Annotated in this window: 19 protein-coding genes; 11 read left to right on the top strand and 8 right to left on the bottom strand. The window is 67.5% G+C overall.

Features of this window, described 5'->3' with window-relative positions; translation table 11 throughout:
- Window positions 1–169: 169 nt before the first annotated feature.
- The 11 genes from IFT67_RS07220 (at window position 170) to mdoH (ending at window position 15,457) form a co-directional block, all read left to right on the top strand.
- The gene (locus IFT67_RS07220; protein WP_192145855.1) at window positions 170–1,564 is read left to right on the top strand and encodes an FAD/NAD(P)-binding protein; all 1,395 of its coding nucleotides are present in this window, start codon (window positions 170–172) and stop codon (window positions 1,562–1,564) included.
- Window positions 1,561–2,688, top strand: coding sequence for a Na+/H+ antiporter NhaA (nhaA, locus tag IFT67_RS07215; protein ID WP_342450577.1), 1,128 nt, complete (start codon window positions 1,561–1,563; stop codon window positions 2,686–2,688). Before IFT67_RS07220 ends, nhaA begins: the two co-directional genes overlap by 4 nt.
- A gap of 127 nt (window positions 2,689–2,815) precedes the next feature.
- Window positions 2,816–3,664: a TorF family putative porin gene (locus tag IFT67_RS07210; protein ID WP_192145851.1), complete on the top strand. Its 849-nt coding sequence runs from the start codon at window positions 2,816–2,818 to the stop codon at window positions 3,662–3,664.
- A gap of 113 nt (window positions 3,665–3,777) precedes the next feature.
- A complete protein-coding gene (gene kdpF / locus IFT67_RS07205) occupies window positions 3,778–3,867 on the top strand; it encodes a K(+)-transporting ATPase subunit F (RefSeq protein WP_055875324.1) in 90 nt (29 codons plus the stop codon).
- Between the two features lie 12 nt (window positions 3,868–3,879).
- A complete protein-coding gene (gene kdpA / locus IFT67_RS07200; protein ID WP_192145849.1) occupies window positions 3,880–5,583 on the top strand; it encodes a potassium-transporting ATPase subunit KdpA in 1,704 nt (567 codons plus the stop codon).
- A 14-nt stretch (window positions 5,584–5,597) separates the two neighbouring features.
- Complete coding sequence (gene kdpB, locus IFT67_RS07195; RefSeq protein WP_192145847.1) at window positions 5,598–7,628, top strand: potassium-transporting ATPase subunit KdpB; 2,031 nt, start codon at window positions 5,598–5,600, stop codon at window positions 7,626–7,628.
- A 118-nt stretch (window positions 7,629–7,746) separates the two neighbouring features.
- Entirely contained in the window at window positions 7,747–8,322 is a 576-nt protein-coding gene (gene kdpC, locus IFT67_RS07190; protein ID WP_192145845.1) for a potassium-transporting ATPase subunit KdpC, read from the top strand.
- On the top strand, window positions 8,319–10,979 hold the full coding sequence (locus tag IFT67_RS07185; RefSeq protein WP_192145843.1) for a DUF4118 domain-containing protein: 2,661 nt from the start codon (window positions 8,319–8,321) through the stop codon (window positions 10,977–10,979). The genes kdpC and IFT67_RS07185 overlap by 4 nt, the downstream gene beginning before the upstream one ends.
- Window positions 10,976–11,665 (top strand): response regulator transcription factor, encoded by a 690-nt coding sequence (locus tag IFT67_RS07180; protein WP_192145842.1) that lies wholly within the window; start codon window positions 10,976–10,978, stop codon window positions 11,663–11,665. Before IFT67_RS07185 ends, IFT67_RS07180 begins: the two co-directional genes overlap by 4 nt.
- Window positions 11,666–12,155: 490 nt before the next feature.
- Window positions 12,156–13,649 (top strand): OpgD/OpgG family glucan biosynthesis protein, encoded by a 1,494-nt coding sequence (locus IFT67_RS07175; RefSeq protein ID WP_192145840.1) that lies wholly within the window; start codon window positions 12,156–12,158, stop codon window positions 13,647–13,649.
- Window positions 13,649–15,457, top strand: a complete 1,809-nt coding sequence (gene mdoH / locus IFT67_RS07170) for a glucans biosynthesis glucosyltransferase MdoH (protein WP_244647193.1) — start codon at window positions 13,649–13,651, stop codon at window positions 15,455–15,457. The genes IFT67_RS07175 and mdoH overlap by 1 nt, the downstream gene beginning before the upstream one ends.
- Window positions 15,458–15,599: 142 nt before the next feature.
- Here mdoH and IFT67_RS07165 read toward each other — a convergent pair whose 3' ends face one another.
- The 8 genes from IFT67_RS07165 to IFT67_RS07130 form a co-directional block, all read right to left on the bottom strand.
- Window positions 15,600–17,099 (bottom strand): DHA2 family efflux MFS transporter permease subunit, encoded by a 1,500-nt coding sequence (locus tag IFT67_RS07165; RefSeq protein WP_192145838.1) that lies wholly within the window; start codon window positions 17,097–17,099, stop codon window positions 15,600–15,602.
- Window positions 17,096–18,475, bottom strand: coding sequence for an efflux transporter outer membrane subunit (locus tag IFT67_RS07160; protein ID WP_342450594.1), 1,380 nt, complete (start codon window positions 18,473–18,475; stop codon window positions 17,096–17,098). The genes IFT67_RS07165 and IFT67_RS07160 overlap by 4 nt, the downstream gene beginning before the upstream one ends.
- Window positions 18,476–18,633: 158 nt before the next feature.
- Window positions 18,634–19,533: an efflux RND transporter periplasmic adaptor subunit gene (locus IFT67_RS07155; RefSeq protein ID WP_192145834.1), complete on the bottom strand. Its 900-nt coding sequence runs from the start codon at window positions 19,531–19,533 to the stop codon at window positions 18,634–18,636.
- The gene (locus tag IFT67_RS07150) at window positions 19,530–19,736 is read right to left on the bottom strand and encodes a DUF1656 domain-containing protein (protein WP_107963792.1); all 207 of its coding nucleotides are present in this window, start codon (window positions 19,734–19,736) and stop codon (window positions 19,530–19,532) included. The genes IFT67_RS07155 and IFT67_RS07150 overlap by 4 nt, the downstream gene beginning before the upstream one ends.
- Window positions 19,733–21,787, bottom strand: coding sequence for an FUSC family protein (locus IFT67_RS07145; RefSeq protein ID WP_192145832.1), 2,055 nt, complete (start codon window positions 21,785–21,787; stop codon window positions 19,733–19,735). Before IFT67_RS07145 ends, IFT67_RS07150 begins: the two co-directional genes overlap by 4 nt.
- Entirely contained in the window at window positions 21,784–22,236 is a 453-nt protein-coding gene (locus IFT67_RS07140) for a MarR family winged helix-turn-helix transcriptional regulator (RefSeq protein WP_192145831.1), read from the bottom strand. The genes IFT67_RS07145 and IFT67_RS07140 overlap by 4 nt, the downstream gene beginning before the upstream one ends.
- Window positions 22,237–22,452: 216 nt before the next feature.
- Window positions 22,453–23,256, bottom strand: a complete 804-nt coding sequence (gene modE / locus IFT67_RS07135; RefSeq protein WP_192145829.1) for a molybdenum-dependent transcriptional regulator ModE — start codon at window positions 23,254–23,256, stop codon at window positions 22,453–22,455.
- A 14-nt stretch (window positions 23,257–23,270) separates the two neighbouring features.
- Window positions 23,271–25,721 (bottom strand): TonB-dependent receptor, encoded by a 2,451-nt coding sequence (locus IFT67_RS07130; RefSeq protein ID WP_192146575.1) that lies wholly within the window; start codon window positions 25,719–25,721, stop codon window positions 23,271–23,273.
- Between the last annotated feature and the right edge of the window lie 144 nt (window positions 25,722–25,865).

Below are 25,865 nucleotides of genomic sequence, written 5' to 3'. Positions count from 1 at the left end.
CTGAACTTACCTACGCGGCGGCGGAATGCAACAATCGATTGCAAAGTGTGTCGGATTGGCAGGCTGCACGAGAACGATCGGTGTGATCCGAACCCGGTCCGACCGAGCGGGGTAGGCTAGGCGGCGTCGATGGGGCATGGCGGCCCCGTCTTACGAGGTGAGCTAGCAGATGGACGACCGAGCGACGATGCCGCGGATTGCGGGACCTGAGGATCATGTCGTGGTCGTCGGAGGCGGGTTCTCCGGCGCGTTGTTCGCGGTCAATCTGATGCGGCACGAGGGGCCGCGCGTGACCTTGATCGAGAGGCGAGACCGGCAGCTTGCGCGCGGTGTCGCGTATAGTGCCGCGCATCCGGATCACCTGTTGAACGTCCGTGCCGGCAACATGAGTGCGCTGCCCGACGATCCCGATCACTTCGTCCGCTGGCTCGAGGCGCATGGCAAGGGCGACCGCAAGACCTTCGTCCCGCGCACCACCTATGGCGCGTATCTTCGCGAACTGCTCGACGCGGCGATCGCGGAATCGGACGGCCGGCTGGTGCATGTCGAGGGCGAGGTCTCCGCGATCGATCCGGTCGAAGACGACGGGGTGACGCTGACGATGGCGGATGGGCGCAAGATCGCGGCCGACACCGCGGTGCTCGCGCTCGGCAACCTGCCACCGCATACCCCGCCGGGGCTGAAGCCGGACGTGCTGCCGACCGGGGTCTATTACGCGGACCCGTGGGCGGCCAACCTTGCCGAGGGGCTGGACGCGGACGATACCGTCGTGCTGGTCGGAACCGGGCTGACCGCGATCGACGCGGCGTTGCTGCTCGATGCGCAGGGGTTCGCCGGAAACATCCTGGCGATGTCGCGACGCGGATTGTCGCCGCGGCGGCATGTCGATGGCGCGCCGGCGCACCGCGGTGTCTCGGACAAACCGCAGGGCGGGCTGACTGACCTCGTCCGCCATGTTCGTGCAAGGGCTGCGACGGAGGGCTGGCGTTGCGCAGTCGACGAGCTTCGTCCGGTCACGCAGATGCTGTGGGCAGCGGCGTCGCAGGAGGTGCGCGGGCGCTTCCTTCGTCATCTGCGGCCCTATTGGGACGTCCATCGCCACCGCCTCGCACCGGCCGTTGCGGACCGGGTCGAGGCGCTCGTCGCGACCGGGCGGCTGAGCTTCGCAGCGGGAAAGATCGTCTTTGCCGAGGCCGATGGGCCGCAGGCAAAGCTGACGTGGCGACCACGCGGCGAAACCGATCCGGTCGTTACGCGGGCCGCGCGGATCGTCAATTGCACCGGACCGCAGGGCGATCTGCTGCGCTCGGAAGAGCCGCTGGTGAAGCATTTGCTCGCGGCCGGTGCGATCCAACCCGATCCATTGCGGCTTGGCGTCGACGTCGATGCGCAGTCACGCGCAATCCGCGCCGACGGGACCCCCGACGACCGGATCCATTGCATCGGGCCGATGACTCGCGGCGGGCTGTGGGAGGTGGTCGCGGTGCCCGATATTCGTGTGCAGAGCTGGGACCTCGCGCGCCGCCTGTCCAACGCGCAATGGGTCGGCGGCGAAGGTCTTTGACCGCGATCCGGCGCTTTTTCTCGGGTGATGCAGCGGGCGCCATCGTGCTGCTCGCGGCGGCGATAGCGGCGCTGATCGTTGCAAATTCACCGCTCGCGTCAACGTACTTCTCCACTCTGCACCACGTAGTCGGCGGGATGAGCGTCCATCACTGGATCGACGACGGTTTGATGGCGCTGTTCTTCCTGCTGATCGGGCTGGAAGTGAAGAGCGAGTTCGTCTCGGGGCATCTGTCGACCTGGGGCGAGCGCATTCTCCCCGGTGCGGCGGCGCTCGCGGGCATGGCGGTGCCGGCGGCCCTCTATGTGCTCGTCAACATGTCAACGCCCGCCAATCTGCGCGGCTGGGCTATCCCGGCGGCGACCGACATCGCGTTCGCGCTCGGTATCCTGGCCCTGCTCGGGTCGCGCGTGCCGACCTCGTTGAAGGTGTTGCTGACGGCGATCGCGGTGATCGACGACCTGCTCGCGATCCTCGTCATCGCGCTGTTCTACACCGGTCATATCGCGCTGCTGCCGCTGCTTGCGGCGGGCTTAGGGCTCGGCGTACTCGTCGCCCTGAACCTGTCGGGCGTGCGGTCGCTGGTGCCGTACCTGCTGATCGGCGTCGGCATCTGGTACGGTGTCTTGCTGTCGGGCATCCATGCGACACTCGCCGGCGTGGCGGTTGCGATGACGATCCCGTTGCGGACCGGGGACGGCCAGCCGCCGCTGAAACGTCTCGAACACGCGCTCCAGCCCTGGTCGAGTTTCCTGATCGTGCCGGCGTTCGGGTTCGCCAATGCGGGCATCGCGTTCGGCGGGATGGTGGCGACGGACGTCGTGTCGCCGCTGCCGGTCGGGATCATGCTGGGACTATTTCTCGGCAAGCAGATCGGCATCTTCGCGACGATCCGTGGGCTCGTGACGTTCCGGCTGGCCGAGGCGCCCAGGAACGCGAGCTGGACGCAGGTGTACGGCATGGCCGTGTTGTGCGGGATCGGCTTCACGATGAGCTTGTTCATCGGCGGGCTCGCCTTCGCCGGCGCGCCGCACGCGATGGACGCGGTGAAGGTCGGCGTGTTCGCCGGCTCGATCCTGTCGGGTCTCGCAGGCTGGATGCTGCTCCGCCGCACCGCACAATAATTCGACAATACTACGCGAAACATATGCTCCGGACCGGCAATCGATCTCGAATTGCTACGTCGCCGGAGCCTAATTGCCAGTCCTCGCGAACCGCCATCCTTTCGGCGGCGCGCGCATGGGGACCGCAATGCACATTCTTCGTTTCACCGCCGCCGCCGGACTTCTCGCCGGTATCGCCACGCCTGCGTTCGCGCAGGACACCGCGCCGCCGTCACCCGTCACCGTCAGCGGTTCGGTGACGCTCGCGACCGACTACCGCCTGCGCGGCGTGTCGCAGTCGGACAAGGATGGCGCGATCCAGGGCGGGCTGACGATCGCGCACGAGAGCGGCATCTACGTCGGCGCATGGGGATCGAACCTGTCGGGCTGGGGTACGTTCGGCGGCTCGAACATGGAGCTCGACCTGATCGGCGGCTACAAGCACAAGCTCGCGGACAACGCGACGATCGACGTCGGCCTGACCTGGTACATGTATCCGGGCGGCGCCTCGAAGACCGATTACGCCGAGCCCTATGTAAAGCTCAGCGGCACGACCGGCCCGGCGACGCTGACCGCGAGCGCCTTCTATGCGCCGAAGCAGCAGGCGCTCGGCAAATGGTATCGCACCGGCGCCGATGCCGCCGCGGGCGTCTACACCGACGCGGGCGACAAGGAGGACAACCTCTACCTCACCGGCGACGGCGCGTTTGCGATCGCCGGCACGCCGATCACCGCCAAGGCGCATATCGGCCATAGCTGGGGCAATGACGGCCTCGGCCCGAACGCGACCAGCGCGGCGCCGACGGGTGAATACTGGGATTGGTCGCTCGGTGCGGACACTACGTATAAAAATCTGACGCTGAACGTGAGCTATGTCGACACCGACATCACGCGTCGCAGTGCTGCGTATCTCCAGCCTAGCTTCAGCCGCGGCCAGGACGGAACCGGATCGATCGCCGACGGCACGATCGTCGCCTCGCTCACCGCCGCCTTCTGAAGGATCGACCGATGCAGGATCTACTCTGGATAGCGTTCATGGTCGGACTGGTGGCGGCGACGCTCGCCTATGTCCGCCTGTGCGACAACGCCTGAGCCAATGAGGACACCATCATGACCCTCGACCTCTGGCTCGCCGCGATCGTCGCGCTCGGGTTGCTGTTTTACCTCGTGGCGGTGCTCATCCGTCCCGAACGCTTTTAGGAGCGCGCCCTTATGACACTCGAAGGATGGATCCTCATCCTGGGCTTCGTCGGCATATTGCTGGCGTTGACCAAACCCGTCGGCCTGTGGCTGTTCGCCTTGTACGAAGGCCGCCGCACGCCGATCCACGCAATCCTCGGCCCCGTCGAGACCGGCTTCTACAAGCTCAGCGGCATCGATCCGAAACAGGAGCAGGGCTGGCGTCGTTACGCCGTCCACATGCTGATGTTCAACGTCGTGCTGATGGCGCTGACCTATGCAGTGTTGCGTCTGCAGGGCGTGCTGCCCGGCAATCCGCAGGGTCTCGCAGGGCTTAGCCCCCATCTCGCGTTCAACACCGCGATCAGCTTCACGACGAACACCAACTGGCAGAGCTATGGTGGCGAATCGACCATGTCGAACTTCAGCCAGATGTTCGGCCTGACGATCCACAACTTCCTGTCGGCGGCCACCGGCATCGCGCTGGCGTTCGCGCTGTTCCGTGGGTTCGCGCGGCGCTCCAGCACGACGATCGGCAATTTCTGGGCCGATATGACGCGCGTCACATTGTACGTGCTGCTGCCGATCTGCGTCGTCGTGACGATCTTCTACATCGCCAGCGGCGTGCCGCAGACGATGGCCGGCACGGTCGACATCACCACGCTCGAAGGGCTCAAGCAGACGCTGGTGCTGGGTCCGGTGGCGAGCCAGGAAGCGATCAAGATGCTCGGCACCAATGGTGGCGGCTTCTTCAACGCGAACTCGGCGCATCCGTTCGAGAACCCAACCGCGCTGGTCAACCTCGTGCAGATGCTGTCGATCTTCGTCATCGGCTTCGGCCTGACCTGGACGTTCGGCAAGGCCGTGGGCAACACAAGGCAGGGCTGGGCGATCCTCTCGGCGATGCTCGTGCTGTTCCTCGCCGGCGTCACGATCACCTATTGGCAAGAGGCCGCGGGCAACCCGATCCTTCACAATATCGGTGTTGTGGGCGGCAACATGGAAGGCAAGGAGGTTCGCTTCGGGATCGCCGCGTCCGCCCTGTTCTCGGTCGTCACGACGGCAGCATCCTGCGGTGCGGTCAACGCGATGCACGACAGCTTCACCGCGCTCGGCGGCATGATCCCGCTGCTGAACATACAGCTCGGCGAGGTCGTCATCGGCGGTGTCGGCGCAGGCATCTACGGCTTCCTGCTGTTCGCCATCCTGGCCGTGTTCGTCGCGGGCCTGATGGTCGGCCGCACGCCCGAATATGTCGGCAAGAAGATCGAGAGCCGCGAAGTGAAACTGGCGGTGCTGGCGATCGCCATCCTGCCGCTCGTCATCCTCGGCTGCACCGCGCTCAGCGCCGTGCTGCCCGACGGGCTCGCGGGGCCGCTCAACAAGGGGCCGCACGGGTTCAGCGAAATCCTCTACGCCTTCACCAGCGCGGTCGGGAATAACGGATCGGCGTTCGCCGGGCTCACCGCCAACACGCCGTATTACAACGGTCTGCTGGGCGTCGCGATGTGGCTCGGGCGCTTCTTCATCATCGTGCCGATGCTCGCCATCGCCGGTGGTCTCGCGGCCAAGAAGTACACGCCGGAGAGTTCAGGCTCGTTCCCGACGACGGGCGCACTGTGGGTCGGCCTGCTGGTCGGGATCATCCTGATCGTCGGTGGCCTGACCTTCCTGCCGAGCCTCGCGCTCGGTCCCATCGCCGATCATCTCGCGATGATCAGCGGCAAAACCTTCTGACGGGACAAGCCAAAATGGCACGCACCCCTACCAAGTCGCTGTTCACGGCCGACTTGATCGTTCCCGCGATCGGCGATGCTTTCCGCAAGCTCGATCCGCGGCAGTTGATCCGCAACCCGGTGATGTTCGTCACCGCGGTCGTCGCCACGCTGTTGACGATCCTCGTCAACGTCGGCGGCGACGGGCTGTCGGTCGGCTTCAAGATCCAGCTGGTGATCTGGCTGTGGCTGACCGTGCTGTTCGGCACCTTCGCCGAAGCGCTCGCCGAAGGGCGCGGCAAGGCACAGGCCGCGTCGTTGCGCGCGACTAAGGCCGAGCTGACCGCCCGCCGCATGAAGGGGAACCAGGTCGAGTCCGTCCCCGCCAGCATGCTCCGCGCGGGCGACATCGTCCTGGTGACGATGGGCGACCTGATCCCCGCCGACGGCGAAGTCGTCTGGGGCGTGGCCTCCGTCAACGAAGCGGCAATCACGGGCGAGAGCGCGCCGGTGATCCGCGAGGCGGGCGGCGACCGCTCGGCGGTGACCGCGGGCACGCGCGTCATCTCCGACGAGATCCGCGTCAAGGTCACCGCCAATCCCGGGGAGGGCTTTCTCGACCGCATGATCGCACTCGTCGAGGGCGCTGAGCGGCAGAAAACGCCGAACGAGATCGCGCTGACGCTGCTGCTCGTCGGCCTGACGATCATCTTCCTGATCGCGGTCGGCACGATCCCAGGGTTCGCCAGCTATGCAGGCGGCCGCGTGCCGGTCGCGATCCTCGCGGCGCTACTCATCACGCTGATCCCAACGACGATCGCTGCGTTGCTGTCGGCGATCGGGATCGCGGGCATGGACCGACTGGTACGCTTCAACGTGCTGGCGAAGTCGGGGCGTGCGGTCGAGGCGGCGGGCGATATCGACGTGCTGCTGCTCGACAAGACCGGCACGATCACGATCGGCGACCGTCAGGCGAGCGAGTTCCGCTCTGTGGGCGGCACGCGCGACGAGGATCTGGCGGAGGCGGCGTTGCTGGCGAGCCTTGCCGACGAAACGCCCGAGGGCCGCTCGATCGTCGTCCTCGCGCGCGCGAAGTTCGGCGTGACGACCAGCGAACTGCCGGGTGATGCGGAGGTCATCCCGTTCACCGCGCAGACGCGGATCTCGGGCGTGATCGTCGGTGGTTCGCTGATCCAGAAGGGGGCCGTGGACTCGATCCTCAAGGCCAATCCGGGGGCGGGGGCGACCGCCGCCGCGACCGAACTGCGCCGGATCACCGACGAGATCGCCCGCGCCGGCGGTACGCCGCTGGCAGTTGCGCGCGATGGCCGTCTGCTCGGTGCGATCTTCCTCAAGGACGTCGTCAAGGCGGGCATTCGCGAACGCTTCGGCGAGTTGCGGGCGATGGGCATCCGCACGGTGATGATCACCGGCGACAACCCGCTTACCGCCGCTGCGATCGCGGCCGAAGCAGGCGTCGACGATTTCCTCGCGCAGGCGACGCCGGAGGACAAGCTCGACCTGATCCGCAAGGAACAGCAGGGCGGGCGGCTGGTCGCGATGTGCGGCGACGGCACCAACGATGCCCCAGCCTTGGCTCAGGCCGACGTCGGCGTGGCGATGAACACCGGCACGCAGGCCGCGCGCGAGGCGGGCAACATGGTCGACCTCGACAGCGACCCGACCAAGCTGATCGAGATCGTCGGCCTCGGCAAGCAACTCCTGATGACCCGCGGTGCGCTGACCACCTTCTCCGTGGCGAACGACGTGGCGAAGTATTTCGCGATCATACCGGCGATGTTCGTCGCGCTCTATCCAGGGCTGGGCGTGCTCAACGTGATGCGGCTGGGTTCGCCGGAAAGCGCGATCCTGTCGGCGATCATCTTCAACGCGATCATCATCCCGATGCTGGTGCCGCTCGCGCTCAAGGGCGTGGCGTACAAACCGATGGCCGCGGGGCCACTGCTTGCGCGCAACCTGGCGGTGTATGGTCTGGGCGGCCTGATCGCGCCGTTCGTGGGGATCAAGCTGATCGACCTTCTGGTCGGTGCGCTGGGCCTCGCATGATGATCCGCCAACCCACCCCCGTCACCCCAGCGAAAGCTGGGGTCTCCCTCCCCGAAGTGCGCCGTGCGCGGCACGATACCCCGGCGTTCGCTGGGGTGACGGCAGAAGGAAGCATCCAATGACCTCCGATTTCACCTCCGCCCTTCGTCCGGCGTTCGTCATGACGATCCTGTTCGCGCTGCTCCTCGGGATCGTCTATCCCCTCGCCATGACCGGGATCGGACAGGCCATCTTCCCCGCCCAAGCGAACGGCAGCCTCGTCATGGCCAACGGCAAGGCGATCGGCTCGACCGTCGTCGGGCAGGCCTTCACCACCGACCGCTATTTCCAGACGCGTCCGTCTGCAGCGGGCAAGGCATATGACGGCCTGGCCTCGTCGGGCTCGAACTACGGCCCGACCAGCCAGGCGCTCGTCGATCGCACCAAGGCCGATGTCGCCAAGCGCCGCGCCGAAGACGTAACCGGACCACTCCCGGCCGACCTTGCCACCGCATCTGGCTCTGGTCTCGACCCCGACCTGTCGCCAGCCTCGGCCTATGCACAGGTCGCCCGCGTCGCCCGCACCCGCGGCCTCCCCGCCGACAAGGTCCGCGCGCTGGTCACCGCCAACGTCGACGGCCCTCTGCTCGGCATCCTCGGCGAGCCACGCGTCAACGTCTTCGCCCTCAACCGCGCCCTCGACGCAACGCGTTGAACGACGACACGCGACCATCCCCCGAGGCCCTTCTGCGACAGGCGTCGCAGGAGGGTCGCGGCCGTCTGAAGATCTTCCTCGGCGCCGCGCCCGGTGTCGGCAAGACGTACGAGATGCTCTCCGAAGGCGCGGAACGTCGCCGCGCCGGGGTCGACGTCGTCATCGGCGTGGTCGAAACGCACGGTCGCGTCGAAACCGAAGCGCTCACGCGGGGCCACGAGATCGTCCCGCGCAAAGCCATCCCCTACGAAGGCCGCACGCTGGACGAGATGGACCTCGACGCCATCCTCGAACGCGCGCCGACGCTCGTTCTTGTCGATGAACTCGCCCACACCAATGCGCCCGGCAGCCGTCACCCGAAACGCTATCAGGACGTCGAGGAACTGCTCGCGGCCGGCATCGACGTCTATTCGACGATCAACATCCAGCACATCGAGAGCCTGAACGACGTCGTCGCCTCGTTCACCCGCGTCCGCGTTCGCGAGACCGTTCCCGACAGCATCGTCGAGGCGGCCGAGATCGAAGTCGTCGACATCCCGCCCGACGAACTGATCGAACGCCTGAAGGCGGGCAAGGTCTATCTCCCCCACGAAGCCACCCGCGCCCTCGCGCACTTCTTTTCCAAGTCGAACCTGTCGGCCCTGCGCGAACTCGCACTCCGTCGCGCCGCGCAAGCCGTCGACGCGCAGATGCTCGAACACGTCCGCGCACTCGGCGTCGGCGGCACCTGGGCGGGCGGCGAGCGGATCGTCGTCGCGATCAGCGAACTGCCCGGCGCAATGGGCCTCGTCCGCGCGACCAAGCGGATCGCCGACGCGATGCACGCGCCCTGGACTGCGGTATATATTGAAACGCCGCGCGCGCAGACCTTCGGCGAGCCCGAGCACCGCCAGCTCGCCGCGGTCTTCAATCTTGCGACGCAACTCGGTGGCGACGTCGCGACCGTCCCCGCGACGTCGGTGGTCGACGGCCTCAAGACCTTCACGACCGAGGCGCGCGCGACGCAGCTGGTCGTCGGCAAGTCCACCCGCTCGCGCTGGTTCGAACTGCGTCACGGCTCGGTCGTCGACCAGATGGTTCGCGAGTCGCCGGGGATCGCCGTCCACGTCTTGCCGATGGACCCACCCACCGCGCCCCGAGGGACGCGCGTGCGGACCGGCGGTTGGGGCAGTAAGTCTGGCTACGCCTGGACGACGGCGATGGTCGCGGGTGTCACCGGTGTGGCGAGCGCGCTGTTCCACATCCTCAACCTCGGCAACGTTGCGCTGCTCTATTTGCTGCCAGTGATGGCTGCGGCGAGCCTGTTCGGCCTGCGCACCGGGCTGTTCGCAGGCGTGGTTTCGTCAATCGCGTACAACTTCTTCTTCCTGCCGCCGACCGGCACGCTGACGATCAACAATCCCGAGAACGTGATCTCGATCCTCGTGCTGCTCGGCATCGCGTTCGTGACGAGCCAGCTCACGTCGCGGGTCCGCGCGCAGGCCGATATCGCCGCCGCCAGCGCGCGCACCAACGCCGCGCTCGCCGGCTTCCTGCGCCAACTGACCTCGCTCAACGAGCCGGTCGCGCTAGCCCGCGCGATCTGCGAGGAAATCGGCAGGCTTTTCGGCGTGCGTTCCGTCATCCTCGTCGCGGAAGATCCAGGCCTTGCGGTTCAGGCTGCGAACGGCGTGGACTATCGGCTCGAGACGATGGAGATGGCGGCCGCGCAATGGGCCTATGATACGGGCACGCCGGCGGGGCGTGGGTCGAGCACGCTGGCGGCGTCGGAGTGGTTTTTCCAGCCGCTTCGCTCGGGCGAGCGGACACTGGCGGTGCTCGGGCTGGCTCGCGAGGCGGGTGGCGATCCGGTGCGGTCGGACCAGTTGCCGCTGCTGATGAGCCTGGTCGACCAGGCGTCGCTGGTGCTCGAACGCGCGCGGCTCGAGGTGGAGATGCGCGATGTCGATGCGGTGCGCGAGCGTGATCGGTTGCGGCAGGCGTTGCTGTCGTCGGTCAGCCACGATTTGCGTACGCCGCTGACCTCGGTGATGGCGGCGGCCGCCGAGTTGCACCGCGGCGTCACGCCAGAGCTGATCGACACGATCGAGACCGAGGCGGCGCGGCTCAACCGCTTCGTCGGCAACCTGCTCGACATGGCGCGCGTCGAGGCGGGGGCGCTCCGGTTGCGGCTCGAGCCGACCGACCTCACCGATGCGGTGGCGGGCGCGGTGCACGACACGAAGCGCGTGCTCGAGGGCCATGCGATCGAACTCGACGTCGCGCCCAACCTGCCGCTGGTCCGCGTCGATCCGCAACTGCTGCACCATTGCCTGCTCAACCTGCTCGACAATGCGGGGCGCTATGCCGATCCCGGTACGCTGATCGTCGTCCGTGCAGAACACCGCTTCGGACTGCTCCGGCTGTCGGTGATCGATCAGGGACCCGGTTTGCCACCCGGCCGCGAGAAGGAAGTGTTCGAGACGTTCCGCCGCCTCGAAGGCTCCGACCGCGCGATCGGCGGCACCGGGCTCGGGCTTGCGATCGTGAAAGCGTTCGCCGAAGCGATGGGTATGACCGTCGAAGCCAGCAACCGCGAAGACCTGACCGGCGCACGGTTCAGCCTGTGCTTTCCCGTGGCCCTGCTCGTCCGCGACACCGATGGAGCGAACATATGAGCGCACAAACGGTCCTGATAGTGGACGACGAACTGCACATCCGCCGCCTGTTGAAGAACACCCTCGAACGCGCGGGCTATGGCGTCGAGGAGGCGGTCGACGCGCGCGAGGCGCTGCGGATTGCGGCGAGCCGGCCGTTGACCGCGGTACTGCTCGACTTGGGGTTGCCCGACCGTGACGGGCTCGAATTGGTGCCGCTGCTGAAGAAGCTCGGCGATCCGATCATCCTCATCGTCTCCGCACGCGAGGCGACCGATCAGAAGGTCGCTGCGCTCGATCTGGGGGCCGAGGATTACGTGACCAAGCCGTTCGATACGGAGGAGTTGCTCGCCCGCCTCCGCGTCGCGCTGCGCGGGCGAGGGGAGGCGACGTCTCGGCCGACGGTCCTGCGCGCGCATGGGGTGGAGATTGATTTCGAGCATCGCCTAGTCCGGCGCGGGAACGAGGAGGCGCATCTGACGCGGAAGGAGTTCGATGTGCTGTCTGCGCTCGCGGCGCATCCGGGGCGGGTGGTGACGCATCAGCGGATCCTGGAGGCGGCGTGGCCGACCGATCACGACCGGCGGATCGAATATCTCCGCATCGTCGTGCGTAATTTGCGGCAGAAGCTGGAGGGGACGGGGGGAGTCGGCACGGTCATCGCGAACGAACTCGGGATCGGGTACAGACTGTTGGTCGACGCCTGAACCGGGAATATTAGTGTGTTTCTCCACCGCAGGTCGCCCCTGCCGCGCGAGGTGCCGGCTTTCGCCGGGATGACGGGGTTGCGCACTATGTAAACACTATGGCTCCCCTCGTTATCGATCTCGAACGCATATGCGCAGGCGATAGCTGACGTGTCGCATGACCGACGCCCGCCACCTCCGCACTGACCTGAGCCTCCGCGCCAGCGGAATCCTGTCACTCGCAATCGCCCTAATCGCGATCCACACACTCTCCCGTCTTCAACCACAAACTGGCCCACTCGCGTTCGTGCTCGCCACGATTGGTTTCGTCTGCGCGAGTGCCGGCGCGATGCTGGTGGTCGTTGGCGGACACATCCACGACCCGGTCAGCATTAGCGCTCGCTGGCAACGCGCGCGATAGGCTGCGCCCGCGGCGGGACCTGTCGACGCGCGCGTGCGCCGTCACTATGCTACCGCATTGCAGCATGATGACGACGAGGGAGCGCTCTGCATGATCGGTCGACGCGAAGTAGTAACCGCGCTGAGTCTGTTGGGTGTCCTCCCACAGGCCGCCGCCGCGATGCGTGCAGCGCCTCGCAAGGCGGAGCCGTTCTCTTGGGACGCGCTCCAGCAGCGCGCCGCGACGCTCGCCACCAAGCCATACGCGGCCCCGGCCAAGGTCGCAGCCGCCGCCGCGATCGATTACGACAAGGTCGGCAGCATCCGCTTCCGCGCGGACAAGACGCTCGCCGGTGGCATCCGCCTCTTCCCACTTGGCCGCTATGCGCCAATGCCGGTCGCAATCAACGTCGTTGAGGGCGGTCAGGCACACCGCATCGAATTTTCGCGCGACCTGTTCGAGGCCGAAGAGGGCCACGCCGCGGCGCTCGGCATCGCCGGGTTCCGTGCGATGGCACCGGGCGGGACCAGCGACTGGATGGCGTTCCAGGGCGCCTCCTATTTCCGGACCGCCGGCGCGCAGGACCAATATGGCCTGTCCGCGCGCGGGCTCGCGATCAACACCGGGCTGCCCGGCCGCGAGGAATTTCCCGACTTCACCGAATTCTGGATCGAGCGGACCGGCGCGGACGCGTACACGATCTACGCGCTGATGGACGGCGCCAGCGTCACCGGTGCCTACCGCATCCAGTCGCGCCACGTCGCCGGCGCTGGTGTCGAGCAGCAGGTCTCGTCCGTGCTCAACGTGCGCCGTGACATCGAGCGGCTCGGCGTCGCACCTGCCACCAGCATGTTCTGGTACGGCGAAGGCAACCGCGCTGCCGCGGTCGACTGGCGGCCCGAGATCCACGATTCGGACGGCCTAGCGCTGCTCACCGGTGCCGGCGAACGCATCTGGCGTCCGCTCAACAACCCGCCGCATGATACGCTGGACAGTTTCGCGGACCAGGCGCCGAAGGGTTTCGGTCTGATCCAACGCGACCGTAATTTCGATCACTACCAGGACGACGGCGCGTTCTATGATCGCCGGCCGAACTTGTGGGTCCAGCCGCAGGGAGATTGGGGCAAGGGCGCAGTGATGCTCTATGCCTTCCCGACCAACAGCGAGACGGTCGACAATGTCGTCTCGTTCTGGACTCCGGCAACGCCAGCGAAGGCGGGGCAGCGGTTGCAGTTTGACTATAACCTGTCGTGGAAATCGACCGATCCGACCGCCGTCGCCGTGACAGCGCACGTCGTCGATTGCTGGCAGGGCGTCGCCGGCCGACCGGGCGCTGAGCCGGTGAAAGGGGCGCGGAAGCTGGTGGTCGATTTCATCGGCGACGGTCTCGCCGGCCTCGATCGACAGAGCGGCGTGAATGCCAAGATCGACGTCGTCCGCGGCAAGGTGCTTGCCAACGCGGCCTATCCGGTCGTCGGCCAGAAGAACCGCTGGCGCGTCACCGCCGACGTGGCCCCCGATGCGCAAGGACCCGCCGACGTCAGGCTGTTCCTCACGCGTGGCGGCCGCGCGCTCAGCGAAACCGTCCTGACCCCGATCTTCTGATGCCCGCGCTTCCCGCAATGATGCCGGACGAAACGCCGATCGAGATGCCCCCGCAGCGTTTCGATGGCCCGCCGCCGCGTTGGTCCGCGCCCGAGCCCGGGCCGGGCATGGTCGTGTCGTCCGACGACATGCTCGCGCGCCGCATCCTCCTCGTGCTGATGACCGGGCTGCTCGCAACCGCGGCGTCGTCGGCGGTGCAGGAATCGCTTCTCGCCGACGGACTGAGCTTCTGGGACGCGGCGTTGCTCGCGCTGTTCTTCCCGCTGTTCGCGTGGATCGCGTTCGGATTCATGAACGCAGCGATCGGCTTCGTGCTGTTGATGACCGGCGGGCATCCGGGGTTCGTCCCGACGCCGCGCCAGTCCGAACCGCTCGAGGGCCGCACCGCGATCCTGATGCCGGTCCACAATGAGGATATCGATGCGGTGTTCGAGCGGATCGCGTGGATGGCGCGCGCGATCGCCGCCGGCGGTGTCGCCGACCGGTTCGATATCTTCATCCTGAGCGATTCCGGCGAAGCTGCGGAGGCGGCCGAGGCCGCGGCGTGGGAGCGCCTCGCGCCGACGCTCGATTGCGCGCTCTATTATCGTCGCCGCATCGTGAACGTGGGGCGCAAACCCGGCAACGTCGCGGAGTGGATCCGGAGGTTCGGCGGCGGTTACCGCTACATGCTGATGCTCGACGCGGACAGTTTGATGGGCGGCAACACGATCATCGGCATGGCGCAAGTGCTCGAACGGCGGCCCGCAGTAGCGCTGCTTCAGACCGTGCCGGCGGTGATCAACGGGGTTACCCTGTTCCAGCGCTGGATGCAGTTCGCAAGCCGCCTCTACGGCCCGATATCGACCGCCGGCCTTGTCTGGTGGTCGGGCTCGGAGGCGACCTTCTGGGGCCACAACGCGCTGATCCGGATCGAGGCGTTCGCGTCGAGTTGCGGGTTACCCGACCTGCCAGGGCGCGCGCCGTTCGGCGGCGTCATCATGAGCCACGACATGGTCGAGGCGGCGCTGCTGCGCCGACGTGGCTGGCGCGTGCACATGCTGATGACCGAGGAGACGTTCGAGGAATATCCGCCGACGCTGATCGACGCGGCGGTGCGCGACCGGCGCTGGGCGCAGGGGAATATTCAGCATCTCAGCCTGCTGACGTCGTCGGGGTTCCACTGGGTCAGCCGGCTGCAACTGCTGATGGGCGCGTCGGCGTTCATCACGTCGCCGGTGTGGCTGCTGATGATCGCGACGAGCGTGGTGCAGGCGCTGATCGGCGAACGCAACATCGTCGAGGCGCAGACGTCTCTGCAGGTGCTAGCGGTGACGCTGCTGTTGTTGTTCGGGCCGAAGCTGCTGAGCGTCATCTGGGCCTTCTCGAATGCGGAGCGTCGCGCGGGGTTCGGTGGGCGGCGCGGGATCGTCCGGTCGGTGCTGGTCGACGTGCCGTTCTCGATGCTGTCCGCGCCGGTGATCGCGCTGACGCAGACGATTGATCAGGCCGGGATCCTGATGGGCCGGAAGTCCGGCTGGGCGCCGCAGAACCGTGATGCACACGAGCTGTCGCTGGCGGACGTGATGCCGCGCTATCGCTGGCATGTCGGGGTGGGGGGGGCGCTGTTGCTGGTAACGCCGTTCGCGCCGATCACCGCGGCGTGGCTTGCGCCGGTGACGCTGGGTCTGTTGCTCAGCCCGTTCCTGACGATGCTGACGGCGAGTGAGAAGGCGGGGCGCTGGGCGCTGTCGCACGGCATGTTCGTCGAGCCCGGCGAGCACGTCTCCGTCCTCTCGCGGCCATCGCTGCCGGCAACGCAGGTTTAAGGCGGGCCCACTGTCTTCTCCCCTCCCTGGAAGGGAGGGGCCGGGGGTGGGTCGGTTTCCGTATCGCCGATCGGTCGCGGCACAAGCTGGCCAACCCACCCCCATCCCCTCCCTTTCAGGGAGGGGGGCATGTTGCGACGGGCTACGCGCGGTGCCCGCTGAGTTCCGCTCCGGCATCCACCGCGAACCGGCGGTTCCAGATCGTTGCCGACGCCGACACCGCGGTCACCACCAGGAACGCCAGCGTGAAGTCCGCCAGCGCCGGACGCGTCGCGCCCGTGCCAAGCATGCCGACATGCAGCGACGCCGCCCCCACGCAGATGCCGAGCGACAGCATCAGTTGCTGGAACGTCGCATAGAAGCTGGTCGCGCTGCTCATCCGCGACGACGGGATCTCGTCATACGCGATCGTGTTGTACGCCGAGAACTGGAAGGACATGACGAAGCCTGACACCAACAATACCGCAAAGATCGCGGGGATCGGCCAGTCGGGGCGGAAGAGGCCGGCGACCGCATAGCCCGAACTCGCGCAGAGTCCGCCGACGACCAGGCTGTTGCGGAATCCGAAACGGCGCAGGATGCGCGGGGCGAGACCCTTCATGCCCAGCGAGCCGATCGCGCCGGCGATCGTGATCGCGCCGCTCGCCGCCGCGGTCATCCCGAAGCCCAATTGGAGCATCATCGGCAGCAGGAACGGCTGCGCGCCCTGCGTGATGCGCGTCAGCGATCCACCGATCACCGACAGGCGGAAGGTCGGGATCCGCATCAGCGACAGATCGAGGATCGGATCGCTGCGGTGTTTCGCGTGGCGGATATACGCCACGCCCGCGACCAGCCCGACCGCGATCAGCACGACGGCGCGCGACAATTCCCCGGTGCGGCTGGTCATCTCGAACCCGAACAACAGGCAGCCGAGCGACACGCCCGACAGGATGAAGCCGGGGACGTCGAAGCGCGCCGGCTTGTCCTCGCGCACCTCGCCGATGAAGCGCGTCACCAGCACCACCCCGAGCAGGCCGATCGGCACGTTGAGGTAGAAGATCCAGCGCCAGTCGAGATAGGTGACGATCGCGCCGCCGACCGGGGGACCCAGGATCGGACCGATCAGCGCGGGCATGATCAGCCACGACATCGCCTGGACCATATCCTCCTTGGCGACGCTGCGGAGCAGGACGAGGCGGCCGATCGGGATCATCATCGCGCCGCCGAGCCCTTGCAGGAAGCGCGCGAACATCATGAACGGCAGGCTGGTCGCCTGGCCGCACAGCATCGATCCGCCGACGAAGATGAGGATCGCCGCGCGGAAGATCGTGCGCGAGCCGAACCGGTCCGCGAGACGCCCGCTCGCGGGAATGAAGATTGCGAGCGCCAGCAGATACGAGGTCAGCGCCGAACTCATGCTGGTCGCGGGCACGCCGAAATCGCGCGCCATCGTCGGCAGCGCGGTCGCGAGCACGGTCGAGTCCATCTGCTCCATGAACAGCGCGCAGGCGATGATCAGCGCGGTGACGCGGTAGTTGCTCGGCGTGTGCGGCAACGCGTCGGGGTCCTTGGCGACGCGCGCGATGGTGTCGGCGGCGGGCATGATGCCGTCGCGGATCTCGCTGTTGATCGAGGCGAGCCCGCGCCGTCGGAGCCTCATGCCTGCCACCCCCCGCCGAGTGCCTTGAAGACGTCGACCTGGCGATCTACCAGCAGCGCGTCGGACGTGGCGAGGTTGGCCTGCGCGGTGGTCAGCGCGGCCTGAGCGGTCAGCAGCGACAGGAAATCGGTGCGGCCGAAGCGGTAGAGCGTGCCGGCTTGGTCCGCGGCGCGCGCGGCGCTGGACTGGGCGCGGCGCAGGGCTGCGTTGCGGTCGCCTTCGCGCGCATAGGCGGAGAGCGCGGTCTCGGTCTGGCGGAGCGCCTCGAGTGTAGTCGAATCGAACTGCGCCAGTGCCTGATCCGCGCTGGCACCGGCTTGCGCGATCTGCGCGCGGATGACCGGGCGGTTGGGGAAGCTCCAGCTGATCAGCGGCCCAAGCCCGAGATGGAATGCGTTGGTCGAGCCGAGTGACGAGACGGGGCCGGTGAACCCGGCCGAGCCGCCGAGGCTGACCTGCGGATAGAGGTTGGCGGTCGCTACGCCGATCCGCGCGGTCGCCGCGGCAAGCGTGCGTTCGGCCTGGCGGATATCGGGGCGGCGCAGGATCAGCGCGGTCCCGTCGCCGATCGGCAGCGGGCGGGTGAGCGCGGGCGGCTTGGCGCAGGTCGCGACGTCCTTGGGATAGTCGGCGGGTGTGCGGCCCATCAGCGTAGCGAGACGGTACAAGGCGGCGGTGCGCGTCGCGACCTGCGACGGGATCAGCGCTTCGCTCTGGTCGACCGCGGTCCTCGCGCGCGTCACGTCGAACGCGGTGCCGCGCCCGCCGCGTTGCAGGCGTTGCGTGACGTTCAGCGTCTGGCGTTGCAGCGCGAGGATGCGGTTGTTCGCGGCGAGCACCGAGTTGGCGGTGCAGGCGGTAGCGTAGCTGCGCGCGGTCTCCGCGGCGACGGTGACGCGGACGTTGTCTCGCGCGGCGGCGACGGCCTCGGCATCGCCTTGGGCCGCCTCGATCGCGCGGCGGATGCGGCCCGACAGGTCGAGCGGATAGGCTAGCGTGATGCCGAGGTTGTAGTCGAGAGTGCCGGGCAGGTTGCCGCCGGTCGTGTACGGGCGGTCGAGCGAGGTGCCGCCGCCGAGGACGGTCGACAGCGTGCGTCCCGCGGCGACTTCGGCGACGACTGCGTCGGCACGGCGGAGGTTGGCGTCGGCGGCGCGGAGATCAGTGTTGGCGGCGAGCGCTTCGGTGACGAACGCGTCGAGGCGGGGGTCGCCGTAGAGTTGCCACCAGTGATCGGGGAGCGGGGTGTCGGCGAACGCCTTCTCGTGGCCGCTGTCGAATGCGCCCTGGGCGGAGGGGCGGTTGACGACCGCGGACTCGGGGAGGGCGTAATTCGGGCCGGCGGTGGTGCACGCGGCTAGCGCGAGTGAGGCGATGACCGTTGCGAGACCGCCGCGACTGACGTGCTTAGTGCCCCCTCTTCCGTCATCCTGACGAAAGTCAGGATCCAGAGCCACGCAGGACATCTCTTGTAACCCTGGGTCCTGACTTTCGTCAGGATGACGGAAGAGGGTGGGGCGGATGATGGGGAGCGTCATGCCGTCGTCCCCGGTCCAACGCGTGGTTGGACCGTCACCGTTGCGGTGCGGCCCACGATCAGCTGCGTCCCTTTCGGCACGCTGGTCAGCTTGACCCGCACCGGGATGCGCTGGGCCAGCCGCACCCAATTGAAGGTCGGGTTGACGTTGGGCAGCAGGTTCGTCGTGTTCGTCCGCTCGCTGTCGTTGATCCCCGCGGCGATGCTGTCGACGCGGCCGTGCAGCGGCTGCGGTTCGCCCATCAGGTGGACGATCACCGGATCGCCGAGATGGATGCTGCCGAGCTTTGTCTCTTCGAAATAGCCCTCGACGCGGAGCGAATCGGTATCGACGAGCGCCATCGCCTGCGTTCCGGTCGCGATATAGTCGCCAGGGTGGAGATCGAGGTTGGTGACGATGCCGTGCACCGTCGCGCGCACCGTCGTCCGCGCGAGGTTTAGCGCCGCGGTGGAGCGTGCGCTCTGCGCCTGGGCGAGTGCGGCGGATGCTGTGGCGACGCGCGCGACGTTCTGCTCGTGCGTCTCCTTCGCGACCAGATCGCCGAGCGCCAGATCGCGCTGCGCTTCGCGGCGCGCCTGCAACAGCGTCGCGCGTGCGCTCGCGATCGATGCATCGGACTGCGCGAGCGTCAGCTGGAAGCGCGGGCGATCGACCACGAACAGCACGTCGCCGGGCTTCACCGCCTGATTGTCGTGCACCGCGACCTGCGTGACGAGGCCCGCGACGTCGGGTGTCACGCGGACGATATCGGCGCGGATATGCCCGTCGCGCGTCCACGGATCGGTCTCGTACCGCTTCCACAGCCACAGCGCGACCAGCACCGCGAGCGCGACGATGACGATCGTGACGGCGGAGCGGCCAAGCGGGGCGAGCAGGGACTTGAGGCGGGGGTTCATGCGGAAGGTCCGGTGAGCAGGGCGAGCAGCCCGAGGATGAGGAAGAACAGTGCGAGGTCGACGAGCGGCCGATACGTCACCAGGCGGTAGGCACCGGCGAACGCGAGCAGCCGCGTGGCGATGCCGGTGAGGAGCACGGCGGCAACCGCGAGCAGCAGTATGCTCGGCAGGTATACGCCGCCGATCGAGATTTCGCCGGTCATGCCGCCACTCCGGACACGTACCCATAGGCTGGCGCTTGCGGGAACAGGTTGCGGCGCAGCGAGGTCAGCGCGAGCACGCCGGTGCGGTGCCGATCGGGCGTGCTCGTGGCGAACCCGGTCATCGCCGCATCGATACCGGCAAGCAGGTCGGGTTCGGGCGGTGCAGGCTGATTGGGACGCAGCGCGCGGTAATGCGCGCCGATGCCGCGCAGCACGGGCGTGATCATCATCGCCTCGTCGGCCGTGCCGTCCAGCCGCATCTGTCGCAGTTCGCCGACCGAGACGCCGACGCGCAGATCGGTCAACGCATCGAGCAGCGGCTTGCCCGGATCCTCGCCTTGCGCTGCGAGTCTGGGCGCGAGCAGGCCGATCCGGTCGAGCATCCGCGCGATCCAGCCCGCCGCGTCGGGGCGGCCGGGCGAATCGCTGCGGTATGCCAGCTCGCGCCAGCCCGCGCGGATCAGCCGCCGCGCACTGGTGTCCGCGCCGATCGTCTGGAACAGGCCGACGGTGACGACCGCGAACAACGTGCCCACCAGCTGCGAGATGCCGCCGTTGAGGAACGTGTCGAACCCGCCGCCATAGCGGTCGTTGAGCCCGACCGTGTTAAGCCCACCCAGCAGCGCGCCGAGCGTCACCAGCAAGGTCGACGGGCGCGCGAGGAACACGCCTCCGATCAGCATCGGCGGCGCGAGTACCGCGGCCAGCGTCACGAAATCGGTCACGCGCGGCAGGATCGTGAAGGCGTACACGGCGGAGACGACGAGGCCGATGATCGTGCCATAGAAGAACGCCATGATCGCGGGCGCGGGATCGTCGCTGTTACCGAACAGCGCGCAGCATACACCCGCGATCAGCACCGCGCCCGCGCCGTCGCTCCAGCCGGTGCCGATCCAGAACGCGCACCCGAGCAGGATCGTCGTGACGGTACCCGCCGCCGCACGCAGCGCGATGCCGCGATCGCGGTGGAGCGGCCGGCGTGCCGTCCGGGCCAGCAGCCGGGCGACCGCCGGGGTGATCGCGGTTCGCGACGGCGAGCGCATCTGATCGCGCAGGTCGCGCGCGTTGCGGTGCGCATCGACCAGTTCGCCAAGGCGCGCGAGCAGGCTCAGGCGCAGCGCGTCGCGCCAGATCAGCGTGGTGCCGACCGGCGGCTCGAGTGCCTTTGCGCGGGCGATCAGCGCATCCGCGCTCGCGCCCCGTCGCTCGACCGCGGGCGGATCGCGGAGCCATTCGCGGACGTCCTCGATCAGCGCGAGCGCCTCGGGGCGGGGGGCATCGGCGCCGCGGGTCAGCTCGACGATCCGGTCGTCGACCGCGCTCGCCAGCGGCAACAGCATCGACAGTTCCGCCTGGAGCGCGCGCAGCGTCCGCACGCGCGGAAGAAGCCGCGCGGTGTCGAACGGCAGGTGGATGGAAAGCTGATGCAGTTCGTTGATGTCGAGCGCGAGACGCCGCCGGTCACGATCGAGCTTGGCATCGGAGGCACCGGCGAGCGAATCGCGCGACCAGCGTTCGGCGTCCGCGAGGATCGCGTCGATCCGTCCGAGCAGCGCCGCGGTCACCGTCTGCGGGAAGACGAAGCCGTGGATCAGGCTGCCGCAGAGGATCCCGATCGTGATCTCCTGCACGCGCAACGCCGCGGTCGTGAAGATCGCGCCCGGTGCCGCCACCGACGGGAAGCCGATGATGCTCGCGGTATAGCCGGCCAGCAGGAACACGTACGCGCGCGGCGTCCTGTCCAGCAGCGAGATGTACAGGCAGACGCCGAGCCAGAGCGCAAGACCCAGCGACAGCAGTTCGGGCGCGTTGACGAGGTTCGGCACCAGCACGACCGCAGCGATCGCGCCGAGCACCGTGCCCGCGACCCGAAACACCGCTTTCGACAGCACCGCGCCCGCCAGTGGCTGGGCGACGATGTACGACGTCGTCACCGCCCAATAGGGCCGCGTCAGCCCGATCCGCAGCGCGATATAATATGCGAGCAACGCCGCGATCAGGCATTTGACCGAGAAGAGCGCTTCCTTCGCGCCGAATTTCGCGAGGATCATCGTGCGTGATCCGCCGCGAACCGCGCGCCGAGCCGTTCGGCGACACGCAGCGCGGTGGCGAGGTCCTCGTCGGGCACGTCGTCGAGCATCGCCGCGCGCAGGCTCGCGAACTTCGCCTCGATCGTCGTGACGAGCGCGCGGCCGTGTTCGGTCAGGCGGATGCGGCTGACGCGCGCGTCCTGCGGATCGCGCTGGCGCTCGACGAGCCCGGCGGCGGTCATCTGGTCGATCGAGCGGACCAGCGACGCCTGCGTGACGTCGAGTTCGCTCGCGAGGTCGGTCTGGCGGACGTCGTCGCCAAGCCGCCCGACCTGCACCAATGCCCACCCGATCGACGCGGACACGTTCATGTCGCTGAGCGCGCGATCCGCCGCCCGCCGCCACATCCTGGCAAGCGGCAGGAGGGTGCGGGCGTAGGAGGATTCGAGGGCACGGCGGGGGGAAGTCATTAGCGTGCTAAGTAATGACGTTTACTTATGCTGCAATGCGGAATCGGTTCATGACGGAAATGTTAGGATTGGTTCAAAACTGATAGGCACCACCCCGGCGGAGGCCGGGGCCCAGTTGGAAAGGTCGCGGTAACGGAAGACAGCGCTCGGTTAGCAACGTCCCCCAACTGGGCCCCGGCCTCCGCCGGGGTGGTGCAGTTCTACGCTACGAGCGGCCTACTCCACCGCCAGGATCACATGGCTGGCCTTGATCAACGCCAGTGCGCGCGTGCCGATCTGTAGGTCGAGCGCCTCCGCACTCTCCTTGGTCAACGTCGCGGTCAGCGTCTTGCCGAGCGTCAGTTCCAGCGTCACTTCGCTGGAGATCGCGCCGTCCTCGCGCGCGATAACGGTCCCCGCCAGCGTGTTGCGGGCCGATGTCCGCAGGGTCTCGTCACCGCGTGCGAGGATCACGAAGCTTGACTTGATGAGCGCCAGCGCGGTCGCGCCCGGCACCAGTCCCAGATCCTCGGCACTGCCGCGCGTGATCGTCGCGACGATCTCGACGCCCTCGGCGACGGCCAGCGTCACTTCGGCATCGATCGTCCCCGGCGTCACGCGCGACACGGTGCCGCGCAACACGTTGCGTGCGCTCGTCTTCATTCCGATTCCCCATAGCAAAGGCTTCAGCGACAGCCCGTTCGACACGCTCGCCTCGATCCGTGCCATCGCGCTCGCGAGTTCGGCCTCCGCGACCGCATAGCCGTCGAGCACCGCCACGCCCGCCTCGGTAATCGGGCTCGCGCCGCCGTCCTTGCCGCCCGCCGCAGGGAGCACGAGCGGGCGGTCGAACAGGTTGTTCATCACCTGCACCGCGTCCCATGCCGCCTTGTAGCTCAGCCCGACGACCTTCGCCGCGCTGGTGATCGAGCCACCGTCGCGGATCGCGCGGAGCAGCGCGATCCGGTCGGCGCCGACGCGGCCGGTCTGGTCCTTGGCGAGCAGGATCGTGGCGTGGAGGGCGGGGTCCGGTAGCGTCATGGCACTCCTCATACCTACTGTCGGATGCGGAAGGTAAGCCCGATCGTGCGTGGGTCGCTCGGCGTGGCGAGGATCAGGCCGGAATTGCCCGCCTGGATCGTCACATTCTGGATGTAGTCCTTGTTCAGCAGGTTGCGCGAGAACACGGCGAGTTCCCAGCCGTCCTTCGAGCGGAAGCCGATGCTGCCGTTGACGATCGTGTAGCCTTCGATCACCGTAAACGCCGAGCCCGAGGGATCGCCGAACTGCCGCGTGCGCGTGTTCGAATCGACATGGACGAAGCCGCTGCCGATGTCCGCGATCGGCTGGTTGTAGTCCGCGCCGAGCGTGTACGACCACCGCGGGAGGCTCGACAGGCGCTGGCCCGACAGGTCGCAGAACGCCGCGGTGTTGAAGATCCGTTCGATCGGGCAGGGGGCCGCCGGGTAGGAATTGAACTTGCCGTCCGCATAGGCGACGCTGCCGCGCAGCGACAGGTTGCGGGTGACGAGTGCGGTCGCGTCAGCCTCGAACCCGCGGACGGTGACCTTCGGGATATTGGCGAGGTAGGTGCGCAGCGCAGCGGCGGCGCGGGTGTCGGTGACGTTCGCCTGGAAATCGGTGACGCGCGTATAGTATCCGTCGACGTTGAAGATCAGGCGGTTGTCGAACAACTGCGTCTTCAGGCCGATCTCGTACGCGGTGTTCTTCTCGGGGTGGACGACGGCGGTGCCGATCGCGGGCTGGTTCTGGTCGTTGAGCGGGAGGCCGGACATGTTGATCCCGCCCGACTTCTCGCCACGCGCGTAGCTGGCATAGGCTAGGACGTTATCGGTCGCCTGATACGCGATGTTGGCGCGGCCGGCGAGTGCGCCGTCCTTGTCGCTGGCGGCGTAGTTCTGGCCGCGCAGGATCGACAGTTTGGCCGCGTTCAGTGCGGCGTTGGTCGTCTGCAAACCGCCGAAGGTGAAGGTGTCGTACGTCCCCTCCTTCTCCTCGTAGGTGTAGCGCAGGCCGCCGGTCAGGGTGAGGCGATCGACCGGCTTCCAGTTCACTTCGCCGAACGCGGCATAGCTGTCCGACCGGAAATCGGTGCGGCCGTCGGTGCCGTAGCCGTCGAGCAGGTTGCTCGGGACGGCGGTTGCGGCGGCGCCCGTGCCCGTCGTCGTGCCGATCAGGTAGCGGGCGGCGGCGGGGCCGTAGATCGAGATCGGGCGTCCGATCACGCGCTGGCGGAAGAAATAGAGCCCGCCGACGTAGCTCAGTTTGTGGTCGCCGTTCGAGGCGAGGCGGAGTTCCTGGCTGTACTGGTCCTGGCGCGAGGGGATGTGCTGTTCGATCTGGATCGGGATGCTGGTGTAGTCGCGGTCGTTCGCTGCGTCCCAGTTCCAGAACCGCCACGCGCTGACCGAGGTGAGCGTCGCACCACCGAGGTTCCAGTCCGCGATCACGCCGACGCCGCCCTCGTTGGTATTGACGCCCAAGGCCGCGTCGATGTCGGTCTTGCGGTCGTACGGATTGGTGCTGGGCGGTGCGTAGTTGAACTGCGCGGCGAGGCCGGTCGGGCCGCCGAACTGGCGGGTGGCGGTACGGAACACGGCACCGCTGGCGCCGCTCGTCGGGCGGGTGGCGACGTTGTAATAGACTTGCGTGCAGCAGTTGCTCTGGAAGTTGGTGAAGTCGGCGCTGGCCTTCACCTGGAACACTTCCGAAGGACGGAACAGCAATTGGCCGCGGATCGCCTGGTTGCCGATGGTGTTCTGGTCGCGGCCGGTGACGACGTTGTCGATCACGCCGTCGCGGCGCGTGCTGACCACCGACACGCGACCGGCGAGCGTGTCGCCGAGGATCGGGCCGGAGACGGCGCCCTTCACCTGGAGGAAGTTGTAGCTCGCATAGCTGATCTCGGCCTCGCCCTGCGTCGTGAAGGTCGGCGCTCGGGTCGTGATGTTGATCGCGCCGGCGGTGGAGTTCTTGCCGAACAGCGTGCCCTGCGGACCGCGCAAGACTTCGACCTGCTCGATGTCGCTGAAGTCGAACGCGGCGGTGGCGGGGCGCGCGTGATAGACCTGGTCGACATAATAGCCGACGCCGGGTTCGAGCCCGTCATTGGCCTGGCTGACCGCGACGACGCTGCTGCCGAGCCCGCGGATCGTGAACGCGGTGTTGCGGGGATTGGCCGAGCTGTAGTTCAACGCAGGTACGAGTTGCGACAGTTGCTGCGTGTTCACAGTGTACGACCGGTCGAGCAGTGCGCTACCGACGACGGACAACGACCCGGGAATCTTCTGCGCGTTTTCGGCACGACGGCGGGCGGTGACAATCACCTCCATCGAGGTGTCGGCGTCGTCGCTCGGTCGGGCCGTGGTGCCCTCAGTGCGTGTCTGTTCCGGGTCGGCGACGCTGGTCTGCGCGTCTGCCATCATCGGCAGGCACGTCGTCGCCAGCAGCACGGCACTCAGCCGCGCGAAATCATGTCCCCGCATTGTCGTCACCCCCTCGTTATATAGGCGAGCTACATAACGAGAAGTTTCGAAACAGATAGAGGGATTTGCGGACGCGCACGCACGCGCAACAGCATACCACCCCGACGAAGGCCGGGGTCCAATTGGGGGACGACGCTTGGCGGG

Source organism: Sphingomonas sp. CFBP 13728 (genome assembly GCF_014841895.1).
Classification (GTDB): Bacteria; Pseudomonadota; Alphaproteobacteria; order Sphingomonadales; family Sphingomonadaceae; genus Sphingomonas.
This window is presented reverse-complemented; position numbering and strand designations above follow the sequence as displayed.

Bases quoted from the DNA above. Each gene is read 5' to 3' on its own strand.
- IFT67_RS07180 (WP_192145842.1), top strand. From the start codon at position 10,976: ATGAGCGCACAAACGGTCCTGATAGTGGACGACGAACTGCACATCCGC.
- IFT67_RS07175 (WP_192145840.1), top strand. From the start codon at position 12,156: ATGATCGGTCGACGCGAAGTAGTAACCGCGCTGAGTCTGTTGGGTGTC.
- IFT67_RS07140 (WP_192145831.1), bottom strand. From the start codon at position 22,236: ATGACTTCCCCCCGCCGTGCCCTCGAATCCTCCTACGCCCGCACCCTC.
- kdpC (WP_192145845.1), top strand. From the start codon at position 7,747: ATGACCTCCGATTTCACCTCCGCCCTTCGTCCGGCGTTCGTCATGACG.
- IFT67_RS07150 (WP_107963792.1), bottom strand. From the start codon at position 19,736: ATGACCGGCGAAATCTCGATCGGCGGCGTATACCTGCCGAGCATACTG.
- IFT67_RS07165 (WP_192145838.1), bottom strand. From the start codon at position 17,099: ATGAGGCTCCGACGGCGCGGGCTCGCCTCGATCAACAGCGAGATCCGC.
- IFT67_RS07220 (WP_192145855.1), top strand. From the start codon at position 170: ATGGACGACCGAGCGACGATGCCGCGGATTGCGGGACCTGAGGATCAT.
- IFT67_RS07155 (WP_192145834.1), bottom strand. From the start codon at position 19,533: ATGAACCCCCGCCTCAAGTCCCTGCTCGCCCCGCTTGGCCGCTCCGCC.
- kdpB (WP_192145847.1), top strand. From the start codon at position 5,598: ATGGCACGCACCCCTACCAAGTCGCTGTTCACGGCCGACTTGATCGTT.
- kdpA (WP_192145849.1), top strand. From the start codon at position 3,880: ATGACACTCGAAGGATGGATCCTCATCCTGGGCTTCGTCGGCATATTG.
- IFT67_RS07130 (WP_192146575.1), bottom strand. From the start codon at position 25,721: ATGCGGGGACATGATTTCGCGCGGCTGAGTGCCGTGCTGCTGGCGACG.
- kdpF (WP_055875324.1), top strand. From the start codon at position 3,778: ATGACCCTCGACCTCTGGCTCGCCGCGATCGTCGCGCTCGGGTTGCTG.
- modE (WP_192145829.1), bottom strand. From the start codon at position 23,256: ATGACGCTACCGGACCCCGCCCTCCACGCCACGATCCTGCTCGCCAAG.
- IFT67_RS07210 (WP_192145851.1), top strand. From the start codon at position 2,816: ATGCACATTCTTCGTTTCACCGCCGCCGCCGGACTTCTCGCCGGTATC.
- IFT67_RS07145 (WP_192145832.1), bottom strand. From the start codon at position 21,787: ATGATCCTCGCGAAATTCGGCGCGAAGGAAGCGCTCTTCTCGGTCAAA.
- mdoH (WP_244647193.1), top strand. From the start codon at position 13,649: ATGCCCGCGCTTCCCGCAATGATGCCGGACGAAACGCCGATCGAGATG.